This window comes from Pedobacter steynii, from assembly GCF_900103665.1.
In the GTDB taxonomy this organism is placed as follows: Bacteria; Bacteroidota; Bacteroidia; order Sphingobacteriales; family Sphingobacteriaceae; genus Pedobacter; species Pedobacter steynii.
Genome location: NZ_FNGY01000006.1, coordinates 99,547 through 118,422, shown reverse-complemented (window position 1 = coordinate 118,422; position 18,876 = coordinate 99,547). Strand labels below are relative to the sequence as shown.

The 18,876-nt window shown below is 41.3% G+C and carries 20 protein-coding genes; 14 read left to right on the top strand and 6 right to left on the bottom strand.

All coding sequences use genetic code 11. The features are described from left to right. The first annotated feature begins 128 nt into the window (after positions 1-128). From BLQ87_RS17310 to BLQ87_RS17300, 3 genes are read left to right on the top strand one after another with little or no spacing between them, the layout of a single operon-like run. Complete coding sequence (locus tag BLQ87_RS17310; RefSeq protein ID WP_074609231.1) at positions 129-2,456, top strand: TonB-dependent receptor; 2,328 nt, start codon at positions 129-131, stop codon at positions 2,454-2,456. A 5-nt stretch (positions 2,457-2,461) separates the two neighbouring features. Beyond that, a complete protein-coding gene (locus BLQ87_RS17305) occupies positions 2,462-3,274 on the top strand; it encodes a DUF4249 domain-containing protein (protein WP_074609971.1) in 813 nt (270 codons plus the stop codon). Positions 3,275-3,303: 29 nt separating this feature from the next. Continuing rightward, positions 3,304-3,765 carry a hypothetical protein gene (locus tag BLQ87_RS17300; RefSeq protein WP_074609228.1) on the top strand — a complete coding sequence of 154 codons (462 nt, stop codon included), beginning with the start codon at positions 3,304-3,306 and terminating at the stop codon, positions 3,763-3,765. Positions 3,766-3,778: 13 nt separating this feature from the next. Here the strand turns inward: BLQ87_RS17300 and BLQ87_RS17295 are convergent, their stop codons facing one another. Continuing rightward, positions 3,779-4,672, bottom strand: a complete 894-nt coding sequence (locus tag BLQ87_RS17295) for a hypothetical protein (protein ID WP_143010465.1) — start codon at positions 4,670-4,672, stop codon at positions 3,779-3,781. Between the two features lie 306 nt (positions 4,673-4,978). On the opposite strand from BLQ87_RS17295, the gene BLQ87_RS17290 reads away from it, so the two are divergent. The 4 genes from BLQ87_RS17290 to BLQ87_RS17275 all read left to right on the top strand — a co-directional run bounded on the left by BLQ87_RS17290 (position 4,979) and on the right by BLQ87_RS17275 (position 8,185). Further along, positions 4,979-5,815: a DUF6266 family protein gene (locus BLQ87_RS17290; RefSeq protein ID WP_074609224.1), complete on the top strand. Its 837-nt coding sequence runs from the start codon at positions 4,979-4,981 to the stop codon at positions 5,813-5,815. A gap of 162 nt (positions 5,816-5,977) precedes the next feature. Continuing rightward, positions 5,978-6,295 (top strand): ArsR/SmtB family transcription factor, encoded by a 318-nt coding sequence (locus BLQ87_RS17285; RefSeq protein ID WP_074609221.1) that lies wholly within the window; start codon positions 5,978-5,980, stop codon positions 6,293-6,295. Positions 6,296-6,316: 21 nt separating this feature from the next. Further along, complete coding sequence (locus BLQ87_RS17280) at positions 6,317-6,754, top strand: SRPBCC family protein (protein WP_074609219.1); 438 nt, start codon at positions 6,317-6,319, stop codon at positions 6,752-6,754. Between the two features lie 204 nt (positions 6,755-6,958). Then, positions 6,959-8,185, top strand: coding sequence for a TCR/Tet family MFS transporter (locus BLQ87_RS17275; protein ID WP_074609217.1), 1,227 nt, complete (start codon positions 6,959-6,961; stop codon positions 8,183-8,185). 88 nt (positions 8,186-8,273) lie between these two features. Here BLQ87_RS17275 and BLQ87_RS17270 read toward each other — a convergent pair whose 3' ends face one another. After that, a complete protein-coding gene (locus BLQ87_RS17270) occupies positions 8,274-9,851 on the bottom strand; it encodes a M1 family metallopeptidase (protein WP_074609215.1) in 1,578 nt (525 codons plus the stop codon). A 293-nt stretch (positions 9,852-10,144) separates the two neighbouring features. Between BLQ87_RS17270 and BLQ87_RS17265 the strand changes: the two genes are divergently transcribed. Beyond that, positions 10,145-11,050: a class I SAM-dependent methyltransferase gene (locus BLQ87_RS17265; RefSeq protein ID WP_074609212.1), complete on the top strand. Its 906-nt coding sequence runs from the start codon at positions 10,145-10,147 to the stop codon at positions 11,048-11,050. Between the two features lie 66 nt (positions 11,051-11,116). Continuing rightward, complete coding sequence (locus BLQ87_RS17260) at positions 11,117-11,596, top strand: GNAT family N-acetyltransferase (protein ID WP_074609210.1); 480 nt, start codon at positions 11,117-11,119, stop codon at positions 11,594-11,596. Between the two features lie 25 nt (positions 11,597-11,621). On the opposite strand, the gene obgE is transcribed toward BLQ87_RS17260, so the two are convergent. The 3 genes from obgE to BLQ87_RS17245 form a co-directional block, all read right to left on the bottom strand. Then, positions 11,622-12,626: a GTPase ObgE gene (gene obgE / locus BLQ87_RS17255; RefSeq protein ID WP_074609208.1), complete on the bottom strand. Its 1,005-nt coding sequence runs from the start codon at positions 12,624-12,626 to the stop codon at positions 11,622-11,624. 87 nt (positions 12,627-12,713) lie between these two features. Beyond that, positions 12,714-13,283 (bottom strand): adenylate kinase, encoded by a 570-nt coding sequence (locus BLQ87_RS17250; protein ID WP_074609206.1) that lies wholly within the window; start codon positions 13,281-13,283, stop codon positions 12,714-12,716. A gap of 630 nt (positions 13,284-13,913) precedes the next feature. Next, entirely contained in the window at positions 13,914-14,411 is a 498-nt protein-coding gene (locus tag BLQ87_RS17245; protein ID WP_074609204.1) for a copper resistance protein NlpE, read from the bottom strand. 224 nt (positions 14,412-14,635) lie between these two features. Between BLQ87_RS17245 and BLQ87_RS17240 the strand changes: the two genes are divergently transcribed. The 5 genes from BLQ87_RS17240 (at position 14,636) to BLQ87_RS17220 (ending at position 17,597) form a co-directional block, all read left to right on the top strand. Beyond that, positions 14,636-15,328: an NUDIX hydrolase gene (locus BLQ87_RS17240; RefSeq protein ID WP_074609202.1), complete on the top strand. Its 693-nt coding sequence runs from the start codon at positions 14,636-14,638 to the stop codon at positions 15,326-15,328. A 32-nt stretch (positions 15,329-15,360) separates the two neighbouring features. Further along, positions 15,361-16,011, top strand: a complete 651-nt coding sequence (locus tag BLQ87_RS17235) for an NADAR family protein (RefSeq protein ID WP_074609200.1) — start codon at positions 15,361-15,363, stop codon at positions 16,009-16,011. Between the two features lie 100 nt (positions 16,012-16,111). Continuing rightward, positions 16,112-16,639 (top strand): O-acetyl-ADP-ribose deacetylase, encoded by a 528-nt coding sequence (locus tag BLQ87_RS17230; RefSeq protein WP_074609198.1) that lies wholly within the window; start codon positions 16,112-16,114, stop codon positions 16,637-16,639. After that, positions 16,636-17,190 (top strand): prolyl hydroxylase family protein, encoded by a 555-nt coding sequence (locus tag BLQ87_RS17225; RefSeq protein ID WP_074609196.1) that lies wholly within the window; start codon positions 16,636-16,638, stop codon positions 17,188-17,190. The genes BLQ87_RS17230 and BLQ87_RS17225 overlap by 4 nt, the downstream gene beginning before the upstream one ends. Positions 17,191-17,399: 209 nt before the next feature. Continuing rightward, on the top strand, positions 17,400-17,597 hold the full coding sequence (locus tag BLQ87_RS17220) for a hypothetical protein (RefSeq protein ID WP_143010464.1): 198 nt from the start codon (positions 17,400-17,402) through the stop codon (positions 17,595-17,597). Here the strand turns inward: BLQ87_RS17220 and BLQ87_RS17215 are convergent. Beyond that, positions 17,594-18,793, bottom strand: coding sequence for an MFS transporter (locus BLQ87_RS17215; RefSeq protein ID WP_074609191.1), 1,200 nt, complete (start codon positions 18,791-18,793; stop codon positions 17,594-17,596). The two genes, BLQ87_RS17220 and BLQ87_RS17215, sit on opposite strands and share 4 nt — an antisense overlap. Positions 18,794-18,876: the final 83 nt, after the last annotated feature.

Sequence of the window (18,876 nt, the reverse complement as noted above, 5' to 3'; positions counted from 1 at the left end):
CATGAATTGACCATACAGGTCATCTTGTTTTTTTAACGGCTGAACTGATATTCTATACAACTCATCGCTATTTTCAAGGCGCTTCTATGCCATTTAGATACTTTCGTTTCATTAAACATCTAAATGGCATGAAAATAACATTCATTTTTCTCTTTACGCTACTCAGCTCAGTCCCCTTTATTTTGTCTGCGCAGCAACGCGTTACGATAAGCGGAACGGTAAAAGACGGGGCGACAGGGGAAACGTTAATCGGAGCAACCGTTAAACTGCAAAACGCAGCTCAAAATACTGGTCTGGCAACTAATGCCTATGGCTTTTATTCAATTACTGCTGCTGCCGGGGAATACAGCCTGATCGTTAGTTACAGTGGTTATCAAACTTCAACTCAGAAAGTTTTGCTCAGCAAAGCATTGACCATTAACATAGCCCTTGTCCCGGCTTCGACCTTACAGGAAGTGCAGATCAGTGCAGGAGAACTGAAGAATGAAAATGTCAGAAGTCCCCAGATGGGCCTGAACAAAATCAACATGAAGGACCTCGACAATGTACCTGTATTACTGGGAGAAAAGGACGTGTTAAAGGCCATACAATTTCTGCCTGGTGTAAAATCCGGAGGAGAAGGCAATACCGGATTTTTTGTCCGCGGTGGTGCCGCTGATCAAAACCTGATCCTGCTGGATGAGGCGACGGTTTACAATTCAGCCCATTTGCTGGGTTTCTTCTCTACTTTTAATGCCGATGCAATTAAGGATGTCAGCCTGTATAAAGGAGGTATGCCGGCACAATACGGTGGCCGTTTATCTTCCGTACTGGATGTCAAAATGCAGGACGGTAACGATAAGAAGTTTGGTATAGAGGGTGGCCTTGGCCTCATTGCTTCACGCATCAAAGCAGAAGGTCCGCTGGTTCAAAATAAAAGCTCCTTTATGATCAGCGCAAGGAGAACCTATATCGACCTCCTGCTGAAAGCTTTTGGCGACTCCGCTTTGAAGAAGAATACCCTTAATTTCTATGACATCAATGCGAAAGTGAATTACAAATTTGACGATAAAAACACCCTGTTTCTTTCCGGTTACTTTGGCCAGGACAATATCGGGATTAAAGACCTGTTTGCCAATGACTGGGGCAATACCACAGCAACAGTACGTTTTAACCATATCTTTAACAACAGGTTATTCTCAAATACCTCCTTAATTTACAACCGTTATAGTTATGCCATTGAACTGATCGATGATCAAAGCAATGCCAAAGTTAAATCGCTCATCAGGGATTTAAACTTCAAACAGGATTTTCAATATTTCAGCAGTAATCACCTGCTCAGATTTGGCTTACAGGGTACACACCATCAGATCATGCCTTCTGACATTACAGCCTCCGGTAATTCCAGTATCAATCCACTTTCTATTGAAAAGCGTTATGGTTTGGAATTTGGCCTTTATTTATCGGACGAATGGAAACTGAGCGAAAAATTCAATTTGCTATTTGGCCTGCGGTTGAGCCAGTTCTCCCTGCTTGGCCCCGGAAAGATCAATACCTATAACGACGCCACAGAACTCATTTCTTCAAAGACCTACAAAAGTGGGGATTTTGTTAAAAACTACTTCAACCTGGAGCCCCGTTTTTCGGCAAGTTATACACTGAATGATAAAAACTCCATCAAAGCTTCTTACAACCGAAATACTCAAAACATCCATATCCTCAACAATTCAGGAACAAGCTCTCCAACCGACCAATACGTGATGAGCAGCAACAACATCAAACCCGAGATTGGGGATCAGATCGCTCTTGGATATTTTAAAAACACAGAAGACAATGGTTATGAGTTTTCTGCAGAAGTGTATTACAAATGGCTGCAAAACCAAATTGACTATAAGGATGGTGCAGATTTAACAGCCAACGCAGAGATAGAATCGCTCCTCTTGTACGGAAAGGGACGCGCTTACGGAATAGAGCTCTATGGAAGAAAAACCAAAGGCAGGCTGACCGGATGGATCAGTTACACCCTTTCAAAAACAGAGCGGCAGTTTAAAGGGATCAATCAGAGCAGTTATTTTCCTGCAAGACAAGACCGAACACATGATTTATCGATGGTGGCCATGTACAACCTGAGTAAACGCTGGTCTGTTTCTGCCAATTATATTTTCAATACCGGAAATGCGGTTACCTATCCGGCAGGCAAGTACGACATAGGCGGACTGACTACTTATTATTATACGGATAGAAATGCCAACCGGATGCCCAACACTTCAAGACTGGACATTGGAGCGACCCTGAAGGCAAAAGAAACCCGGAGGTTCCAGAGCAGCTGGACATTCAGTATCTACAATGTCCTCAACACTAAAAACCCTTATGCCATCAGGTTCAGAGATAAGGAAAATGACCCAACCCGCACAGAAGCTGTGCAAACCAGTCTTTTTGGCATCACCCCTTCAGTAACTTATAACTTCAAATTCTAATGATCATGTTACAACAAATCAAATATATATCCCTGCTTCTTGCCGGATTCATTACACTTAGCGCCTGTGAAAAAGTGATTGACGTGAAGCTGGACAACGCCGAAAGTCAACTCGTAATCGAGGGAAACATCACCGATCAGCCGGGACAACAGGTGATTAAAATCAGCAAATCTGTTCCTTATACGGAAAACAATACCTACCCTCCGGTTAGCGGGGCAGTGGTTACGGTTACAGATGACAATAGCCATTCCTGGACCTTTTCAGAAACGGCGCCAGGGATGTATACTTTTCCCTCTTTAAAGGGAGAAACAGGGCGGGTTTATACGCTTAAGGCAACGGTAAATAATGTAGTTTATACCGCAACGTCCGGTATGCCTGCTCCGGTAGGGATTGATTTTCTGGATGTCAAAGTATTTAATTTTGGAGGTGATGATCAGAAACAGGCACAGGTACATTATAAAGATCCGGCCGGCATTGCCAACCAATACCGCTTTGTAATGAAAGTAAATGGGGTTCAATCGAAACAGGTGTATGCAGAAAATGACCGTTTGACTGATGGGAATGATGTGCCTACTGTGCTGTTTTTCACCGGGAATAACGACGATCAGGATCAACTGAAAACAGGAGATGTAGTGGATATCGAAATGCAGTCTATCGATAAAAATGTATTCCTTTACTGGTACACACTGGGCCAGCAATCTTCAAATGGCCCTGCTGGCGGAGCAACTCCTGGAAATCCACCTTCAAATATTAACAACAAAGCCCTGGGATACTTTAGTGCGCATACGGTCAGTAAAAAGCAGATGACAGTTCAGTAATTATTAAAATTCATAACTTGCCATTATATATGGCGCCTTCCTTAGAACACAACCAAAAAATAAAAGAACTGTATCTACACCTTGCTCAGTACAACGAAGTGGATAGTGAATATTGGTATGGTGGCTATAGTCAGGTCACCAGTTTTTTAAGTCACTTTGATGACAACGATTTGGAAGAACTTGTTGCCGGACTTAAAGACTGGGAACGAGATTTTTTGGAAAACTTCGCTGATGCCCTAACGGCTGAGGGAGATCAGGTAGGCTCTCTTGCCAACAGGGCTTATCTATATGGACACTTGTTTTTAATATTTGATCCCCCATGCCATAACATGATGGATAACAATGATTTTTTAGTACACAGCGATCATAAGATTAAGCCGATTCTCCATAAAATAAAATACAGACTCCAGGAACCAAATTTTGTAGGCTATTGTCCTAATTCTTTCAGAAACTTCAAAGAGCTGATAGAAAAGCTAACAAATACACTTTAAATTCAGGCTGCTGCTATTTCAATGTCATTACTTTTTCCAGCAATCTTGGCAATCCATTCCTATTCACATTATCCGTATTCCAAAAGCTCATCACACAGCTCACAAAATTATTTCTTGCCGGGCAGGCTACCGCATAAACAGTTAACGTCTTAGCTCCATCCATTTTAATCAACAATGAATTTACTCCCTTAAAACCATAAATCATCTTTTTAGCCATTGTTTCCTTTCCTTCAAAAATAACATTTACCGTAGTATCAGATAAGGCTTTACCTCCCTTTTGTTCCAGGATCGTTTTCCAATGGGCATTGACCGTCTGAGCTGCATCTTCCTGGGTTTTATGAACGCTCCAGCTCATTTGTCCGTTGGAAGAACATTGCACATTATTTACCCCCATATACCGGCAACCTTCCCCTACTGCGATCTTTCTACCTGCAAAATTGAGGCTATCAAGGTCCAGGGAGTTAAAGACACTATTGGGAACTGCATTGTTCTTAATTAAAGTCACAAAACTCCTTTCAAAATCCTTATCCGATTTATTCATTGCAGAGAAAGTAACCCCTATCAATTTTTTATCGGTGCTTTCTATGAAGTAATACGAAGAATTTATTAAAACTCCTTTAACCTCTTCGCTTGCTTTTGTTACGTACCAATTGTTAATTTTCAATAAGGAATCCGCTGCATTCAGGTCCGCTTCTTTGATTCCAAATTTTTTAAAAGTCTTCAGGATATTCTTTTTTGAAAATTCTGCATCCAGCTTCTGGCTGGAGATTTCAAATCCATCGACATTATAAAACTCGGTTTTGTTGGTAAATAGCCCCTGCAAGCGCGAAAACAAAAGCTCATTAGCCTGCCCGAAAACAGAGCTGCTCATCAACAAACAAAAAAGGGAGACAAATATTGCTTTCATTTTAATTCCTTCTAAACTTATTTCTATTGAAGATACTCAATACAAATGAATATGCAATAATGCATTTCATTTTTGTCCGTATCAGCATTCCGGTTTAGGGTATTTATCTTCGGCCTCCTTTCGAGGTTGCTAGGGCCTTATCAGGTTAAAAACCTTATCAACCTCGTTCATTAACATTCCAGAAGTATCATTTAGATTTAGAAAAATCAAACCCTGGTACGAATACCACTCAAACTATTTTCGGACAAATCATATTGTGAACTAAAATTTACGTACCTTAGAATTAAAACAATTAATATATTAATTATGGCACTATCACTTAATGGTCCTCATGGTCATCTCAAAGGAAAAATAGGTAACCTCGTCTTTTACCTGTTAAATGGACAGCCTGTGGTTCGGACAATCGGAGATCCAGGTAAGCCAAGTATAAATCAAAAGGGCAATCAGCAGGCGATGTCGGTAACGATGAAGGTCTTTAAATCAATGAAAAGTTTTATTAATTCAAGTTTTGAGCTGGAAGCAAGGGGAACGGTAAGGAATCCCTTTAACCTGGCCATCTCTTATAATAAAAAGAATGCCCTGAAGGGAGCATATCCTAATCTCAGGATAGATTACAGTAAAATCGTACTAAGTTATGGTGATTTACCATTAGCGAATGACCTGAAAATGGTAAAAACAGAAACTGGTGTATTGATCAGCTGGGGGCTCAGCAACCAGGATTTCCCTGCATTAAACAACGATATGGTGATGCTCATGCTCCATCATCCTTTAGATCACAGATCAACAACGGTCCTTAATGCCTGCAGAAGGGATGCCGGTCAACATTTTATTCCTTTATCCAATACCGAGCTTAATGAGCCAATAGAGGCCTATATCTGCTTCAAATCTGCAAATGGTAAAAAGATTTCTGACAGTGCTTATCTTGGCAACCTCAATGGTGAACCAGACACTCCGGAAGAAGAAAGTCAGAAAAAGAAATATGCCGTACTAAAAACAAGATTTGATCAGATAGAACTGGATTATCTCCAACAACTGAACGATAACGGTGGAAACCCAGTCGACAGCAAGGCTTTCCGGAATCTAGAAAAAGAATATCAGGTACTTAAACATAAATTAGAGCACCTTCCCCGGAAACCCGTTTAAACAGGAGCCTAAATTCAATATTTTCCCTATCCCTTAAGGTGCCATTCAAAGAGTGCCAGGTCAATAGTATTTCTTTCATTAAAAAATTTCAACGAATACTTGCGAAACCGAACGGTTACACTTAAATTAGTAACCGAATGGTTTCATATAAAACAGAGTAAGTTGAGAAGAGATGTTTTTCAGGCAATAGCCGACCCCACCAGAAGAGAGATTATTGGCTTGATTTCTCAGCAATCATTAAACCTGAATGCCCTGGCAGATCATTTTGAGATCAGCCGGCCAGCAGTTTCCAAGCACATCAAGATTTTAATGGAATGCGGGCTGTTGGCAATCAGGCAGGATGGCAGGGAACGTTATTGTGAACCACGACTTCAAAAAATACAGGAAGTTGCTGCATGGGCCGAAAAATACCGGGAATTCTGGTCACAAAAACTAGATGCCTTAGCCAACTTCCTTGATTCAGAAAATCAACCCAAATAAGAAATTCAAATCTACAACCAAATGAAAGCAGAACCACTTGTACTTGAAAGAACCCTGAATGCACCGGTTGCCAGTGTATGGGATGCATTAACCAACAATGCAAAAATGAAAAAATGGTATTTTGATATTGCAGACTTTAAGCCTGAAATCGGCTTTGAGTTCCAGTTCTATGGCTCTAAGGACGACACCAGATACCTCCACCTTTGCAAAATCACAGAACTCATTCCTGAAAAGAGACTAACCTATACCTGGAAATATGAAAATTTTCCCGGTGAGTCTGCCGTTACTTTTGAATTGTTTGAAGAAGGGGCACAAACGAGACTGAAGCTCACACATGCAGGCCTGGAAAGCTTTACTACAGACAATCCTGATTTTGCACCTTCCTCATTTAATGCAGGATGGACCTTTATCATAGGTACCTCATTAAAAGATTTTGTCGAAGGAAAGCACACCAATTGATTTGACCCGGAACAGGTGGATTAAGGTGCTGTAAACAGGCACCTTAATATCCACCCTTATTGTTCCTTCATCCCCCCGGATTAGTTTCTTAAAAAAAACGCGTTCTATGCCTGCAAAAATAAAAAACCAAGATGAAAATAAAATAGGAAGCAACCTAATAGATTAAAAAAATATAAATTGCGGGTTCAAACCCACAACAAATTTATGGCTTCTACCCGAAAGGCAGCGTTAAGCTTCATTTTCATCACCATGTTATTGGATGTCATCGGCATTGGACTGATTATCCCTGTATTCCCTCAATTGATAGAACAATTGATCCATGGAAATATCAGTCAGGCTTCTCAATGGAGCGGATTGCTCATGTTTGCTTATGCGATCATGCAATTTGTTTGCGCGCCAATTATAGGAAATCTGAGTGATCAGTATGGAAGAAGGCCTGTTTTATTGTTATCTCTCTTCGGTTTCGGGATCGATTATATTTTTCTTGCTTTGGCCCCCAGCATCTGGTGGCTATTTCTTGGGCGGATCATTGCCGGAGTTTTTGGCGCCAGCATGACTACAGCTACCGCTTACATTGCAGACATCAGTACCAAAGAAAACAGGGCTCAGAATTTTGGAATGATCGGTGCTGCTTTTGGTTTAGGTTTTGTTATTGGCCCTGCATTGGGTGGACTGTTAGGTCAGCTTGGCCCGAGAATCCCCTTCATTGCTGCAGCGGTCCTGACCCTGATCAATGTAATTTACGGCTATTTTGTCTTACCTGAATCCCTGTCTAAAGAACACAGACGTCCTTTTGAATGGTCAAGAGCAAACCCTATAGGCTCCCTGCTCTGCCTGAGGAAATACAAAGGAGTAGGCGGATTAATTGTCGCTTTGATCTTCATCTATATTGCCGGACATGCCCTGCAAAGCACCTGGACTTTCATCAATATTGAACGTTTCCATTGGAACACTTTTCTGATTGGCATTTCCCTGGCTACAGCCGGTATTTTAGTGGCATTGGTACAGGGCGGTTTGATCCGTTATACCAGTCCGCGGCTAGGCAATGAAAAAAGCATTTATATCGGTCTGGGCTTTTCGGCTTTTGGAATGGTATTGTTTGCTTTTGCCAACCAAAGCTGGATGATGTTTGCCTTCCTTGTTCCCTATTGCCTGGGAGGAATCGCAGGCCCGGCACTACAGGCCACCATCTCGGGGAATGTACCTCAGAACGAACAGGGAGAATTACAAGGCGCACTGACCAGTCTGATGAGTGCCACGACGATTGTAGGACCATTGTTAATGACCAATCTTTTTGCCTGGTTTACCAGACCAAACGCCCCTGTTAAATTCTCCGGTGCGCCCTTTTTAGCCGCCGCGGTATTAATGTTGATCAGCGTATGGATCTGCACAAAAACCATGAAAAAGGAATCTTTTATTAACCGGAAATAGCTTTCTTATTCTCCGTTATCAGGACTGGTAAAAACAAAAGGACCGCCTTTATAGACGGTCCTTTTACTTCTTCTTAGGGAGTTCCGCCTTATTTAAAACTTCCTTCTGTATTTAAAAGTCGGAAATAAGCATCGAGTTTAACGCCCAGGGATTCCTCGAATGCAGCTTTCAGATCTTCAGGCTGTGGATGTTTGTTTTTCCACAAGCTGAAATAGTGCTGAAAGGCTTTATCCATTTTTTCTCGGCCCACTTCGCTTTCCAGCATATGTAACCACAATGCCGTTTTCACATAGGAGATCAAACCATATTCATCAGAGCTGGAGAATTTATCCGCCGGGGTTTCAATGGCTGATTTCATCGGGATAGAGCCCATTACCTGGTAAATTCTGGAAGAGAATTCCGGTTCAGGCAATTGTTTAATCTGTGCAGGAATTGCATCTCCAAATAAGGAATTTGACCTGTATTTTTCTGCTTCATACCTGAACTGAAAATAGCTGTTCAGACCTTCATCCAACCAGGTATGTTTTCTTTCGTTACTTCCCAGCATGCTCATAAACCAGTTGTGGCCAACTTCATGGGCAATGACGGCATCCAGCGTTTCTTTCTTCGCATCCGGACTGGTGATCAACGTAATCGTTGGGTATTCCATCCCGCCACTGGAATTGTTTGCCGGACCTTCTACCACCTGAACGACAGGATATTCGTATTCTCCAACCCATTTGCTGTAACGCTTTACTGCGTCTTTTGCATAGTCGATACTATTGCTCCACAAAGTTTCTTTCTTATTGTGGTAATACGTAAATGCATCTACGCTCTTACCTGAAGCCAATTTTACCGTATCATATTGTACGACAAAGTTTTTGGCTGCAAACCAGGCAAAATCAGGAACATTGCTGATTTCATAGGTTAATTTCTTCAGGCCTTTATCTTTCGGCTGATAAAGTGCAGGTGCAGCTGTTCTGTTCGCTGCATTTTTTGCACCTATCGTTTTATAAGCTTTCAGTTCATCCGCATTCTGCAAAACACCTGTAGCCCCTACCACATAATCAGAAGGCAGGGTAATGTTCACCTTAAAGGAAGCATACTCGCTGTAAAATTCACCCATGTCCAGGTAAGGGAATTCATGCCATCCATCTTTATCAAATACTGCCGGTTTCGGATACCATTGGCACACCATAAATTCTCCATCGGCAAAACCTGATCTCGAAAAATAAGAAGGAAGTTTCACATTAAAATCTGTAGAGATGTTCACAGATGCTCCGGGTTTTAACGGCGTGGCCAGCTTTACTTTGATGATGTCGATATACTGAGGATTGGGATGCGCCCCTGTAAGGGCAGTCTTCCCATTTACCTTAAAATTTAAGCCGTCAATACTACCATAGCTATATTTTTCCATTTTTTTCACCCTGCTGGTGTCGTTCTTTAACTGCTGGAATAAGGCTGTAGATTCCTGTTTATAGGCATTCGGCCAGATGTGGAACCAAATAAAATCAAGCGTATTGGGCGAGTTGTTTTTATAAACAATCTGTTCCGAGCCTTTCAGTGTCTTTGCCTGATCATTCAGGGCTACATCAATTGTATAACTGACCTCTTGCTGCCAATATTTTTCCTGTGCAAAACCGATGCTGCTCAAGCATACAAAAAGGATTACCAAACATTTCTTCATTACTGTAATTTGTTTTTTATTGGCGATAAAGCCATCTATTTTTATTATTTTTATTGCAGCTAAGTTCTTTAACTTACTGGTTTTTGAAAGATAATATTTTACCTGTCAATTTCAGCTTTCATCAATAGAATTTTGTTAGGCAGGCAAATATCGCGCCTCAATCCCCCAACTATACTTAATTAAACGGTTTTAGTAAAATACGCCATAGAATATTAACACAATTTAACATTTACCCCTTTTCAGTCAGAAAATTTTTAACTTAAATTTGACATACATTAAATGATAAAGATATAATGTTCCATAAAGAAAGCTATGAGCTTCATGAAAAATGGTATAACGAAAAGTTTCCTACCCCGGAGGCTAAATCCGACTATTTTAAGAAAAGCAGATACGAAGATACCAGCAGCATAGGGTCCTGGCTTCAAAGCCTGTTTTTCGATTGCCTGAATCCATTGCTAAAGCATAAGGACCAGCAATGGCTCACCGTTGGCGATGCTTATGGATTTGATGCCAGGTATATTCTTAAAAATGGAAATAAAGCTACCGCGAGCGACCTGAACACCGATTTCCTGAGCATTGCACATCAGGAAGGTATTGTAAATGATTTTCGTTCTGAAAACGCGGAAAAGTTATCTTTTACCGACGACAGCTATGATTTCGTGCTTTGCAAAGAATCCTACCATCATTTCCCCCGCCCTTATTCGGCTTTATATGAAATGATCAGGGTATCCAAAAAAGGGATTGTCGTGATTGAACCTCAGGATCCCATTTCAAAAATGCCCCTGTTGCTGTTTATGGTGAACAGCCTCAATACGATCAAAAGCAATTTAGGCTCTTCGATCTGGAAAAACAGGTTTTCCTATGAGCCTGTTGGGAATTTCGTGTATAAAGTATCAGAACGCGAGTTTGAAAAATTCGCTGCAGGCTTAAACCTTCCAATGGTTGCTTTTAAAAAGATCAACCCCAATTTCTACTTTAGTGGGGCTGAAGCATTGGAAGCCAGTATGAAAAATAAAAAATTCAGGTCTATTTATCTCAAAAAGTCATTTCTCGACGTTCTTTTAAAATTGAGGATCATTCCGGGGCAGGTATTATCGGCAATTATCTTTAAAGAGACCCCTGATGAAAAGCAATTAACAGCCCTTAAAAATGATGGCTATAAAATCGTAAACATCCCTAAAAATCCATATATTAACTAACCTGAAACATCCTCATCCCTTATATAGATTTATTCGACTGACATTTATTTAGTAAATACATATATTATGAATAGGAACATACACATTAGCAGGACAAACCCTGAACACCTGGACTTCAGAAAATTAATCGTCCTTTTGGACGACAATCTCAGTGCCAACAATGGAGAAGATCAGGCCTTTTTTACGCAATTCAATAAAACGGATACCATCAAGCATGCCATTGTAGCCTATATTGATGGGAATGCAGTGGGCTGTGGTGCCATAAAAGAATTCGGAGAAGGGACAATGGAGGTTAAGAGAATGTTTGTCCATCCTGATTTCCGCAGACAGGGGATTGCAAAAAAGGTTCTGGAACAACTGGAGATCTGGGCAAATGAGCTTGGATATGAAACCTGTATTCTGGAAACAGGAAATAAACAAACAGAAGCAGTAAGCCTTTATCAGAACCTGGGTTATGAAGTGATTCCGAACTACGGACAGTATGAGAATGTAGAGAGCAGTATCTGTATGCAGAAAAAGTTAAAAGACCTTTCCTCAGCCGTATAGGCCCAGAGGAAAGGTCTTTTAGTATTTAGGCCTCGCTGTTAATCGACTCCCAAAGCATATCTTTCAATTCTGTTAACCCCTTTTGGGCTACAGAAGAAATAAAGATGGCTGGAATATTTTTTGGCAATTCTTTCTTCATTTCGGCAACCAGCTCTTCATCCAGCATATCTGATTTAGTGATGGCCAGCAAATGTGGTTTTTGCATCAGCTCCGGATTGTAATCCAGAAGCTCTGCTTTAAGAATGGCATATTCTTCTGTAATTGTCCGGTGTGTATCCGCAGGAACCATAAACAGAAGGACTGAATTTCTTTCAATGTGACGTAAAAAGCGGTATCCTAAGCCTTTACCTTTAGAAGCACCTTCGATGATTCCAGGGATATCAGCCATTACGAACGACTTGCCGCCACGATAAGCTACGATACCCAGGTTTGGTACTAAGGTCGTAAAAGGATAATCTGCAATTTCCGGTTTTGCTGCCGAAAGGACAGAGAGTAAAGTTGATTTTCCTGCATTTGGAAAGCCTACCAGACCAACGTCTGCAAGTACCTTTAACTCCAGCACCATCCATTCCTCTTTACCTGCTTCTCCAGGTTGTGCAAAGCGTGGTGTTTGTAGAGTTGGCGTTTTAAAATGCCAGTTTCCAAGTCCGCCGCGACCACCTGCAGTTAGAATTTTTGTTTCTCCATCTTCCGTAATTTCGAAAAGTACCTCACCTGTCTCCGCATCTTTAGCGATCGTTCCCAGGGGTACATCCAGGATTTCATCTTTACCGAACTTACCGGAAGAAGTTCCACTGGAACCCGGCTGACCATCCTGAGCGATGATGTGCTTACGATATTTCAGGTGGAGTAAAGTCCAGAACTGCGAGTTGCCTTTCAGGATGATGTGTCCACCGCGTCCGCCATCACCTCCATCCGGTCCACCCGTAGAAGTGCGTATATCACGATGCAAGTGTGCAGAACCTGCCCCTCCCTTGCCGGAGCGACAGCATATTTTAACATAATCTACAAAATTTGAACCTTGCGACATAACCTTCTTTTTTTAAAATAAAAAAGCCGGCTTTTAAGCCGGGCTTTTGTTATCCTGATGAGATCAGGATCTAATCCTATTATAAAACTAATATTTATCTACTACTTCACACAGCTCTGCAAAAATGGCATCGATCTTACCGATTCCATTTACTTTGCTCAGTTTGTTTTGTGCTTCGTAGTACGGCAAAACATGAATTGTTTTGCTAAAATACTCGTCAATTCTTTTTTGCAATTTATCTGCCTGATCATCCACACGACCGGTTTCCAACTGACGTTGAGCGATACGTTTGGTCAATTCGTCCTGATCAACATCCAAAGCAATTACACCTGCAATGGAGCTACCTTTACTCTCCAGAAACTCATCTAAAGCAGCCGCCTGAGGAACAGTACGTGGAAAACCATCAAAAATAAAGCCTTTGGCTCCGGGGTTTTTATCCACTTCTTCTTCCAGCATAGCAATGGTAATCTCATCCGGAACTAATTGTCCATCTGCGATTAGCTCACTTACTCTCTGGCCTAATGGGGATTGATTTTTAATGTGAGCCCTAAAAAGGTCACCTGTTGAAATGTGAATCAATTGATACTGATCGATCAATTTCTGAGATTGAGTGCCTTTGCCTGCACCCGGTGGGCCAAAGAGAACAAAATTTAGCATTTGGGTTGTCTTTAAAATTAGAAAGCCTCCTACATTGGCAGTAAGGCTTTGGTTTTTTGTTTAGTCTAATTAATCAGATGACTTCAGCCCTTAAATTTATGATCCGGTAAATTCACCGGATAAACAAAAAAAGGTATAAAACCATAAAATCTTTGCAGTCTTCAAAACCAGCCTTTTGTTTTGTTGACTATTTTCTAGAGGATTTGAGCTTAAATCAACCTGATTTCAGAGGTTATCTGAGGACTGATTTAGATCCAATTACCTGTAATAAAGTTCAAAACAGGTAAAATCCTTTTGAGGTTGCAAATATATAATTATTAATTTAGTATACTTAATTTTTGACAAAAAACTACGACCGGAACCAGAGCTCCAGTCAAGAAAAAATAAGCTAATCAACTCATTTTCAATAACATTAATCTTATTGAAGGTACATTTACAGGAAGATAATTTATTGAGGGTAGATGGTGTAAATAGAACACTATGTAAATTAAGAACGAGAGCGCGCTACCAATCAGCCTTTTAGAACAATTAAACCCGGCAGACAAAACATCATAAAACAGCTCAGATTATCCTCCGGATTTTATAAAAAAAACGCAGCTAAATTGGGAATTTCGACTGCGCTTCCCGCGATTATTTTATTTTTTTAAGTACATAAAGGTCTTTCATTTCACCTTCAATTACTTCTCCTTCTACGGTTAACTGACGCAGCTGTTTTCTTTCAGTTTTAAACTTTTTGTAGACTTCAATATTATTTTCAGTCAGGCTGATGACGCCGGCATGATCGGTTTCCACAATCCAGTGTCCGGTAGTGCTAAGCGGCCTTGCGCCTGCCCTTCTGAAGAGCTCAGTCAGCTTAAATGTCCCGTCAACATTCAAGATCAGGGTTGTCCTGGCTGTTCCATCAGCATTAGGGATATCACCACGGTATTCACCTGCATATTGTTTAGAAAGTGCTGGATCAACTGCAATCACTTGTTTACCTGCATGCTCCGGGGTTTCAATTATTCGCGATGTAGCAGCATCAACTGCCTTAGTATCTTCTCCGACTAAATCACCATTGACCGGGGGTGCTTGTGTGCAGGCCGCGAAGATGGTTAAAAAACTTGCCGCTAAAAGTACTTTTCTCATGGGTAGATTTTAATAGTTAAATACATTTCATTGTCGAAGAGCTAATGAATTTCAGGTTATAACGCCAAATCCTCTTAATTATGCGTTTTATAAAAATGGCGTTTCACGATCCCTCCTAAGCATGGTAACCCTAAAATTAGCAGCTTTATTTCAGGAGATTAAAGATTTATTTGGAAGTTACCGGAATTTCAACGTTACTTTGTGTCATAATAACGCAAAGAAGAATGAACCCAGAATTCCATACCTACAAAAACCCCTCCCTTGCAGTCGACCTTGTGGTATTCGGTTATCACCGTCAGTCCTTGTCCGTCTTACTGCTCAACAGAAAAGATGCGCCATTTAAAGACGGCTGGACCTTACCCGGAGGTTTCCTGCAAATGGAAGAAACACTACAACAGGTATGCAACAGGATCATGCGCACTAAAATTGGCATCGAGAATCTCTATCTGGAACAATTATATTCTTTCGATGCTCCACAGCGTGACCCAAGAGGAAGGGTAATTTCCATTGCACATTACACCTTAATCAATCCGGAGCGCTTTGAAATTATTGCCGGAAAAATGGCCAATGACGTTCAATGGTTTCCCGTAAATCAGATTCCGGAACTTGGTTTTGACCATACAGAAATTTTCCGTCAGGCATCGCAGCGTTTAAAGTCTAAAATCCTTTATCATCCTGTAGGTTTTGAGCTGCTGGATGAAACATTTACCATGACAGAGCTGCAGGCACTTTACGAATGTATTCTTGACATCAGCATTGACCGGAGAAACTTCCGGAGGAAAATACTCGATGCAGGGTTCATCTTACTGACCGGCAGCAAACGGGAAGGTCTAAAAAACCGCCACCCGGACTTATACAAGTTTAACAAAGACCTGAAACAAAACAGTTTTCAATTGAACATTTCATCACCGCAATAGCGCTATTTTCAATTCACCCTAACCTTAAAGCTATGAATAACAACCACAAAAAAGCCTTAATTGAAAAATACCGGAAAAAGGAAAAGATCAAATTTCTATTCTTCTGGGGACATCAGCCAAGTAGAGACGGCAGCGCTTCGGTAAGCTGCTTTAGTCAGTGGTGGGTCGCTCATTTTGAATATGAAGGAAAGGTTTATCCCAGCGCAGAGCACTGGATGATGGTAAAGAAGGCGGAGCTTTTTGGCGATGTTGCCATCGCTGAAAGGATTTTAAATGCAAAATCTCCTGCGGAAGCAAAAAAGCTAGGACGGCTGGTGGAGCGTTTCGATCCTGAAGTATGGGATGCACAGAAATTCGATCTTGTTGTTGCCGGCAATTATCAAAAGTTCAGTCAGCATCAGGAATTGAAGGACTTTCTGCTACAGACCAATAAACGGGTTCTTGTAGAGGCCAGTCCTGTAGATCCAATTTGGGGGATAGGTTTAGCCGCAGATGATTCCAAAGCAGAAAACCCCTTGCTCTGGGAAGGGGAAAACTTACTCGGCTTTGCCTTGATGGAAGTGAGGGAAAGACTAAATTCTATTTCTGATGAAACCATCATGAGCTCACAGATCACATCACGAAATGAACCGAGCCTGCGAGCTCCTGAATGCAATAAAAAAACAATAGATCTGGATGAATAATAAAGATCATGACCGCTTCATAACCATTAAACCGAGTTTACGAGTTCTTGAGAACCTTTGAGGATCAATAAACAAAACGAAAAAAAACAAATATACGCTGATGAAAATTGAACTGATCAAAGGAGACATCACCAGCATCACAGCAGATGCGATAGTGAATGCTGCAAATACCTCCCTGTTAGGGGGAGGTGGTGTTGATGGCGCTATTCATAAAAAAGGCGGCAAAGCTATTCTGGAAGAATGCATTGCGATCCGTAACAGACAAGGTGGCTGTGCGACAGGACAGGCAGTGATTACGACCGCTGGCCTCCTTCCTGCAAAATTTGTGATTCATACCGTTGGCCCGGTTTGGAACGGCGGCCATAAAAAGGAAAATGAATTGCTGCGCAGCTGCTATCTGAACAGCCTAAAACTGGCGTATGACCATCAATTGAAAACAATTGCCTTTCCAGGAATAAGTACAGGAATTTATCATTTTCCTAAAGAGAAAGCAGCAGAAATAGCCCTACAGGCCGTGCAGGATTTTGAAAACATTGCGGCATTCGACAAGATTATCTTCGTCTGCTTTGACGACGAAAACTATGAGATTTATCAAAAGTTATCATCACCATTAAACCCTGTTTTATGAACAACATTAATGAACACACCGAAATTTTCACCATTGACGGTTTCCTAAGTGAGGAAGAATGCGATCAGTTAATTGCAAAGGCGGAAGATATGGGCTTTGAAGAAGCAAAGGTAAATATCGATGGCAAGCAAGAGATGATGAAGATGATCCGGGACAATGAAAGGGTCTTATATACAGATGCTGATTATGCCGGCGAACTATGGCAGAGATTGAAATCCTATATAAAACCCGTTATCGGGAACAGTGAGTCCCTTGGACTAAATGAGTTGTTCAGGTTCTATAAATACAGTCCCGGACAGCGCTTCAAAATGCACAGAGACGGGAGTTTCATACGTAACGAAACAGAATTCAGCTATTACACCTTTATGATATACCTGAATGAGGATTATGAAGGTGGACAGACAAAATTTAAATCCGGAGAGGTCATCAGTCCGAAGAAAGGAATGGCTTTGATCTTTGAACATAGTCAGCGGCACGAAGGCGACCGCCTCATTGACGGTTTTAAATACGTATTGAGAACAGACATTATGTATAAGAGTAAGGATCAATAACGCATAAATTGTAATTTGAATGTCATAGCTCAACTTTTCTTGCTTATGTTGTTTAGAATAATTCTAAATAATTTACATTTGTCATGCTATTTGGTTAGAGAACAAGTCCTGTTTACCTGTGCATAAAGACGCACAGGTAAGTCAGGCACAATGGCTTTGATCAACTGAAATACAAGTAAAAAGATTATCGGTTTACAGCGATGACAGGCATGGGCTATATGACAGATACTGCACCAGAGGTAAAAGATAACGTTGGTTATACCTGGAGCATGGATAACCCCAGGTATATGGTTAAATTCAGCCTCACTTTAGATCAGGGAGATTGGTTTGAAATCGGAGAAATATCTACAGACAAAGGAGTCAGCTGGATTAAGAATTTCGAGATGAGGCTCAAAAAGGTAAACTAAGTATCTGTCCGCAAAACAGCTACCGGTCTGGAACGTGCAGAAATCATGACAATCACCAGGGCGAGACTGCTCCAAATGAGCATTTGCCATGTTGCGCCGTTCCAGCCTCCAAACTTCCATGCCAGCAGTCCGCTATAAGTTCCTACCGCAGCCCCGATAAAATAGGTCGTCATGTAAATGGTATTCAGCCTGCTATGTGCATGTTCATGCAAGCTATAGATCCTGGTAAAATTGGTAATCTGTGTAGCCTGGACTCCGATATCCAGAAAGAATACACTGATGATCAACACAGACACAGAAAAAGGGAATATTTTAATCAGCAGGATGCTGCCAATAAGCATTGAAACGGTAATCAATAATGATTTATACACACTTCCTTTGTCGGCCAGCTTCCCAAAATAAGGAGCAACAAGCGCTCCGCCAATGGCAATCAAACCAAACAGACCGATGGTTCCTGCATGGTAATGAAAAGGAGAACCACTCAAATGAAAGGTTAAGGTTGTCCAGAAAGAACAGAATACGCCAAATGTAAATGCGCCCAATATTGCGGCTTGTCTCAGGACCTTATATTCTTTAATTAAGGACAAGGTAGATTTCAAAAGATTTACATAATTCCCTTTAAATCTGGAGGGGGCTTCCGGGAGATAGATCTTTAATAAAACCCCCATTACCATCACCATGAAGGCCGAGACTGCAAATACAGACCTCCAGCCCAGCCATTCGGTCAACAATCCGGCAGTCACCCTTGCGCCCAGTATTCCTACCAGGATACCGCTAAAAACCTTCCCTACCGTTGCGCCCCTGTTTACCTTATCCAGGGTTGCCGCCATTGGTAAAATAATTTGTGCCGGCACAGAAAAAAGCCCTACAAAAAAGCTCAGGATGGAGATTTGCAGCAGGCTCGAAGAAAAGGCAACCATCACCAATGTGATGGCAAGCAATCCGGACAGGCCGATGATCAGATTTTTCCGGTTTACCTTATCCCCCAGGGGGAGCAGAAAAAACATCCCCAGCCCATAACCGAGTTGGGCAATCATGGAAATTCTGCCGATTTCGCTTTCCCCTGCATTTACAGAAAGGCCAATTTCCTTTAATATGGGTTGATTATAATATACGTTTGCTACTATAATACCTGCGGAAATTGCCATTAAAGGGATCACCACAGGTCGTATTTTTGTACTTTGTTCAGCTAACATGATTTGTTGTTTTAGGAATGTCGCAAATCTATGACCGGCTTGATTTTAATAATTGTACATATTAATCCTATACTTGTAAAAAG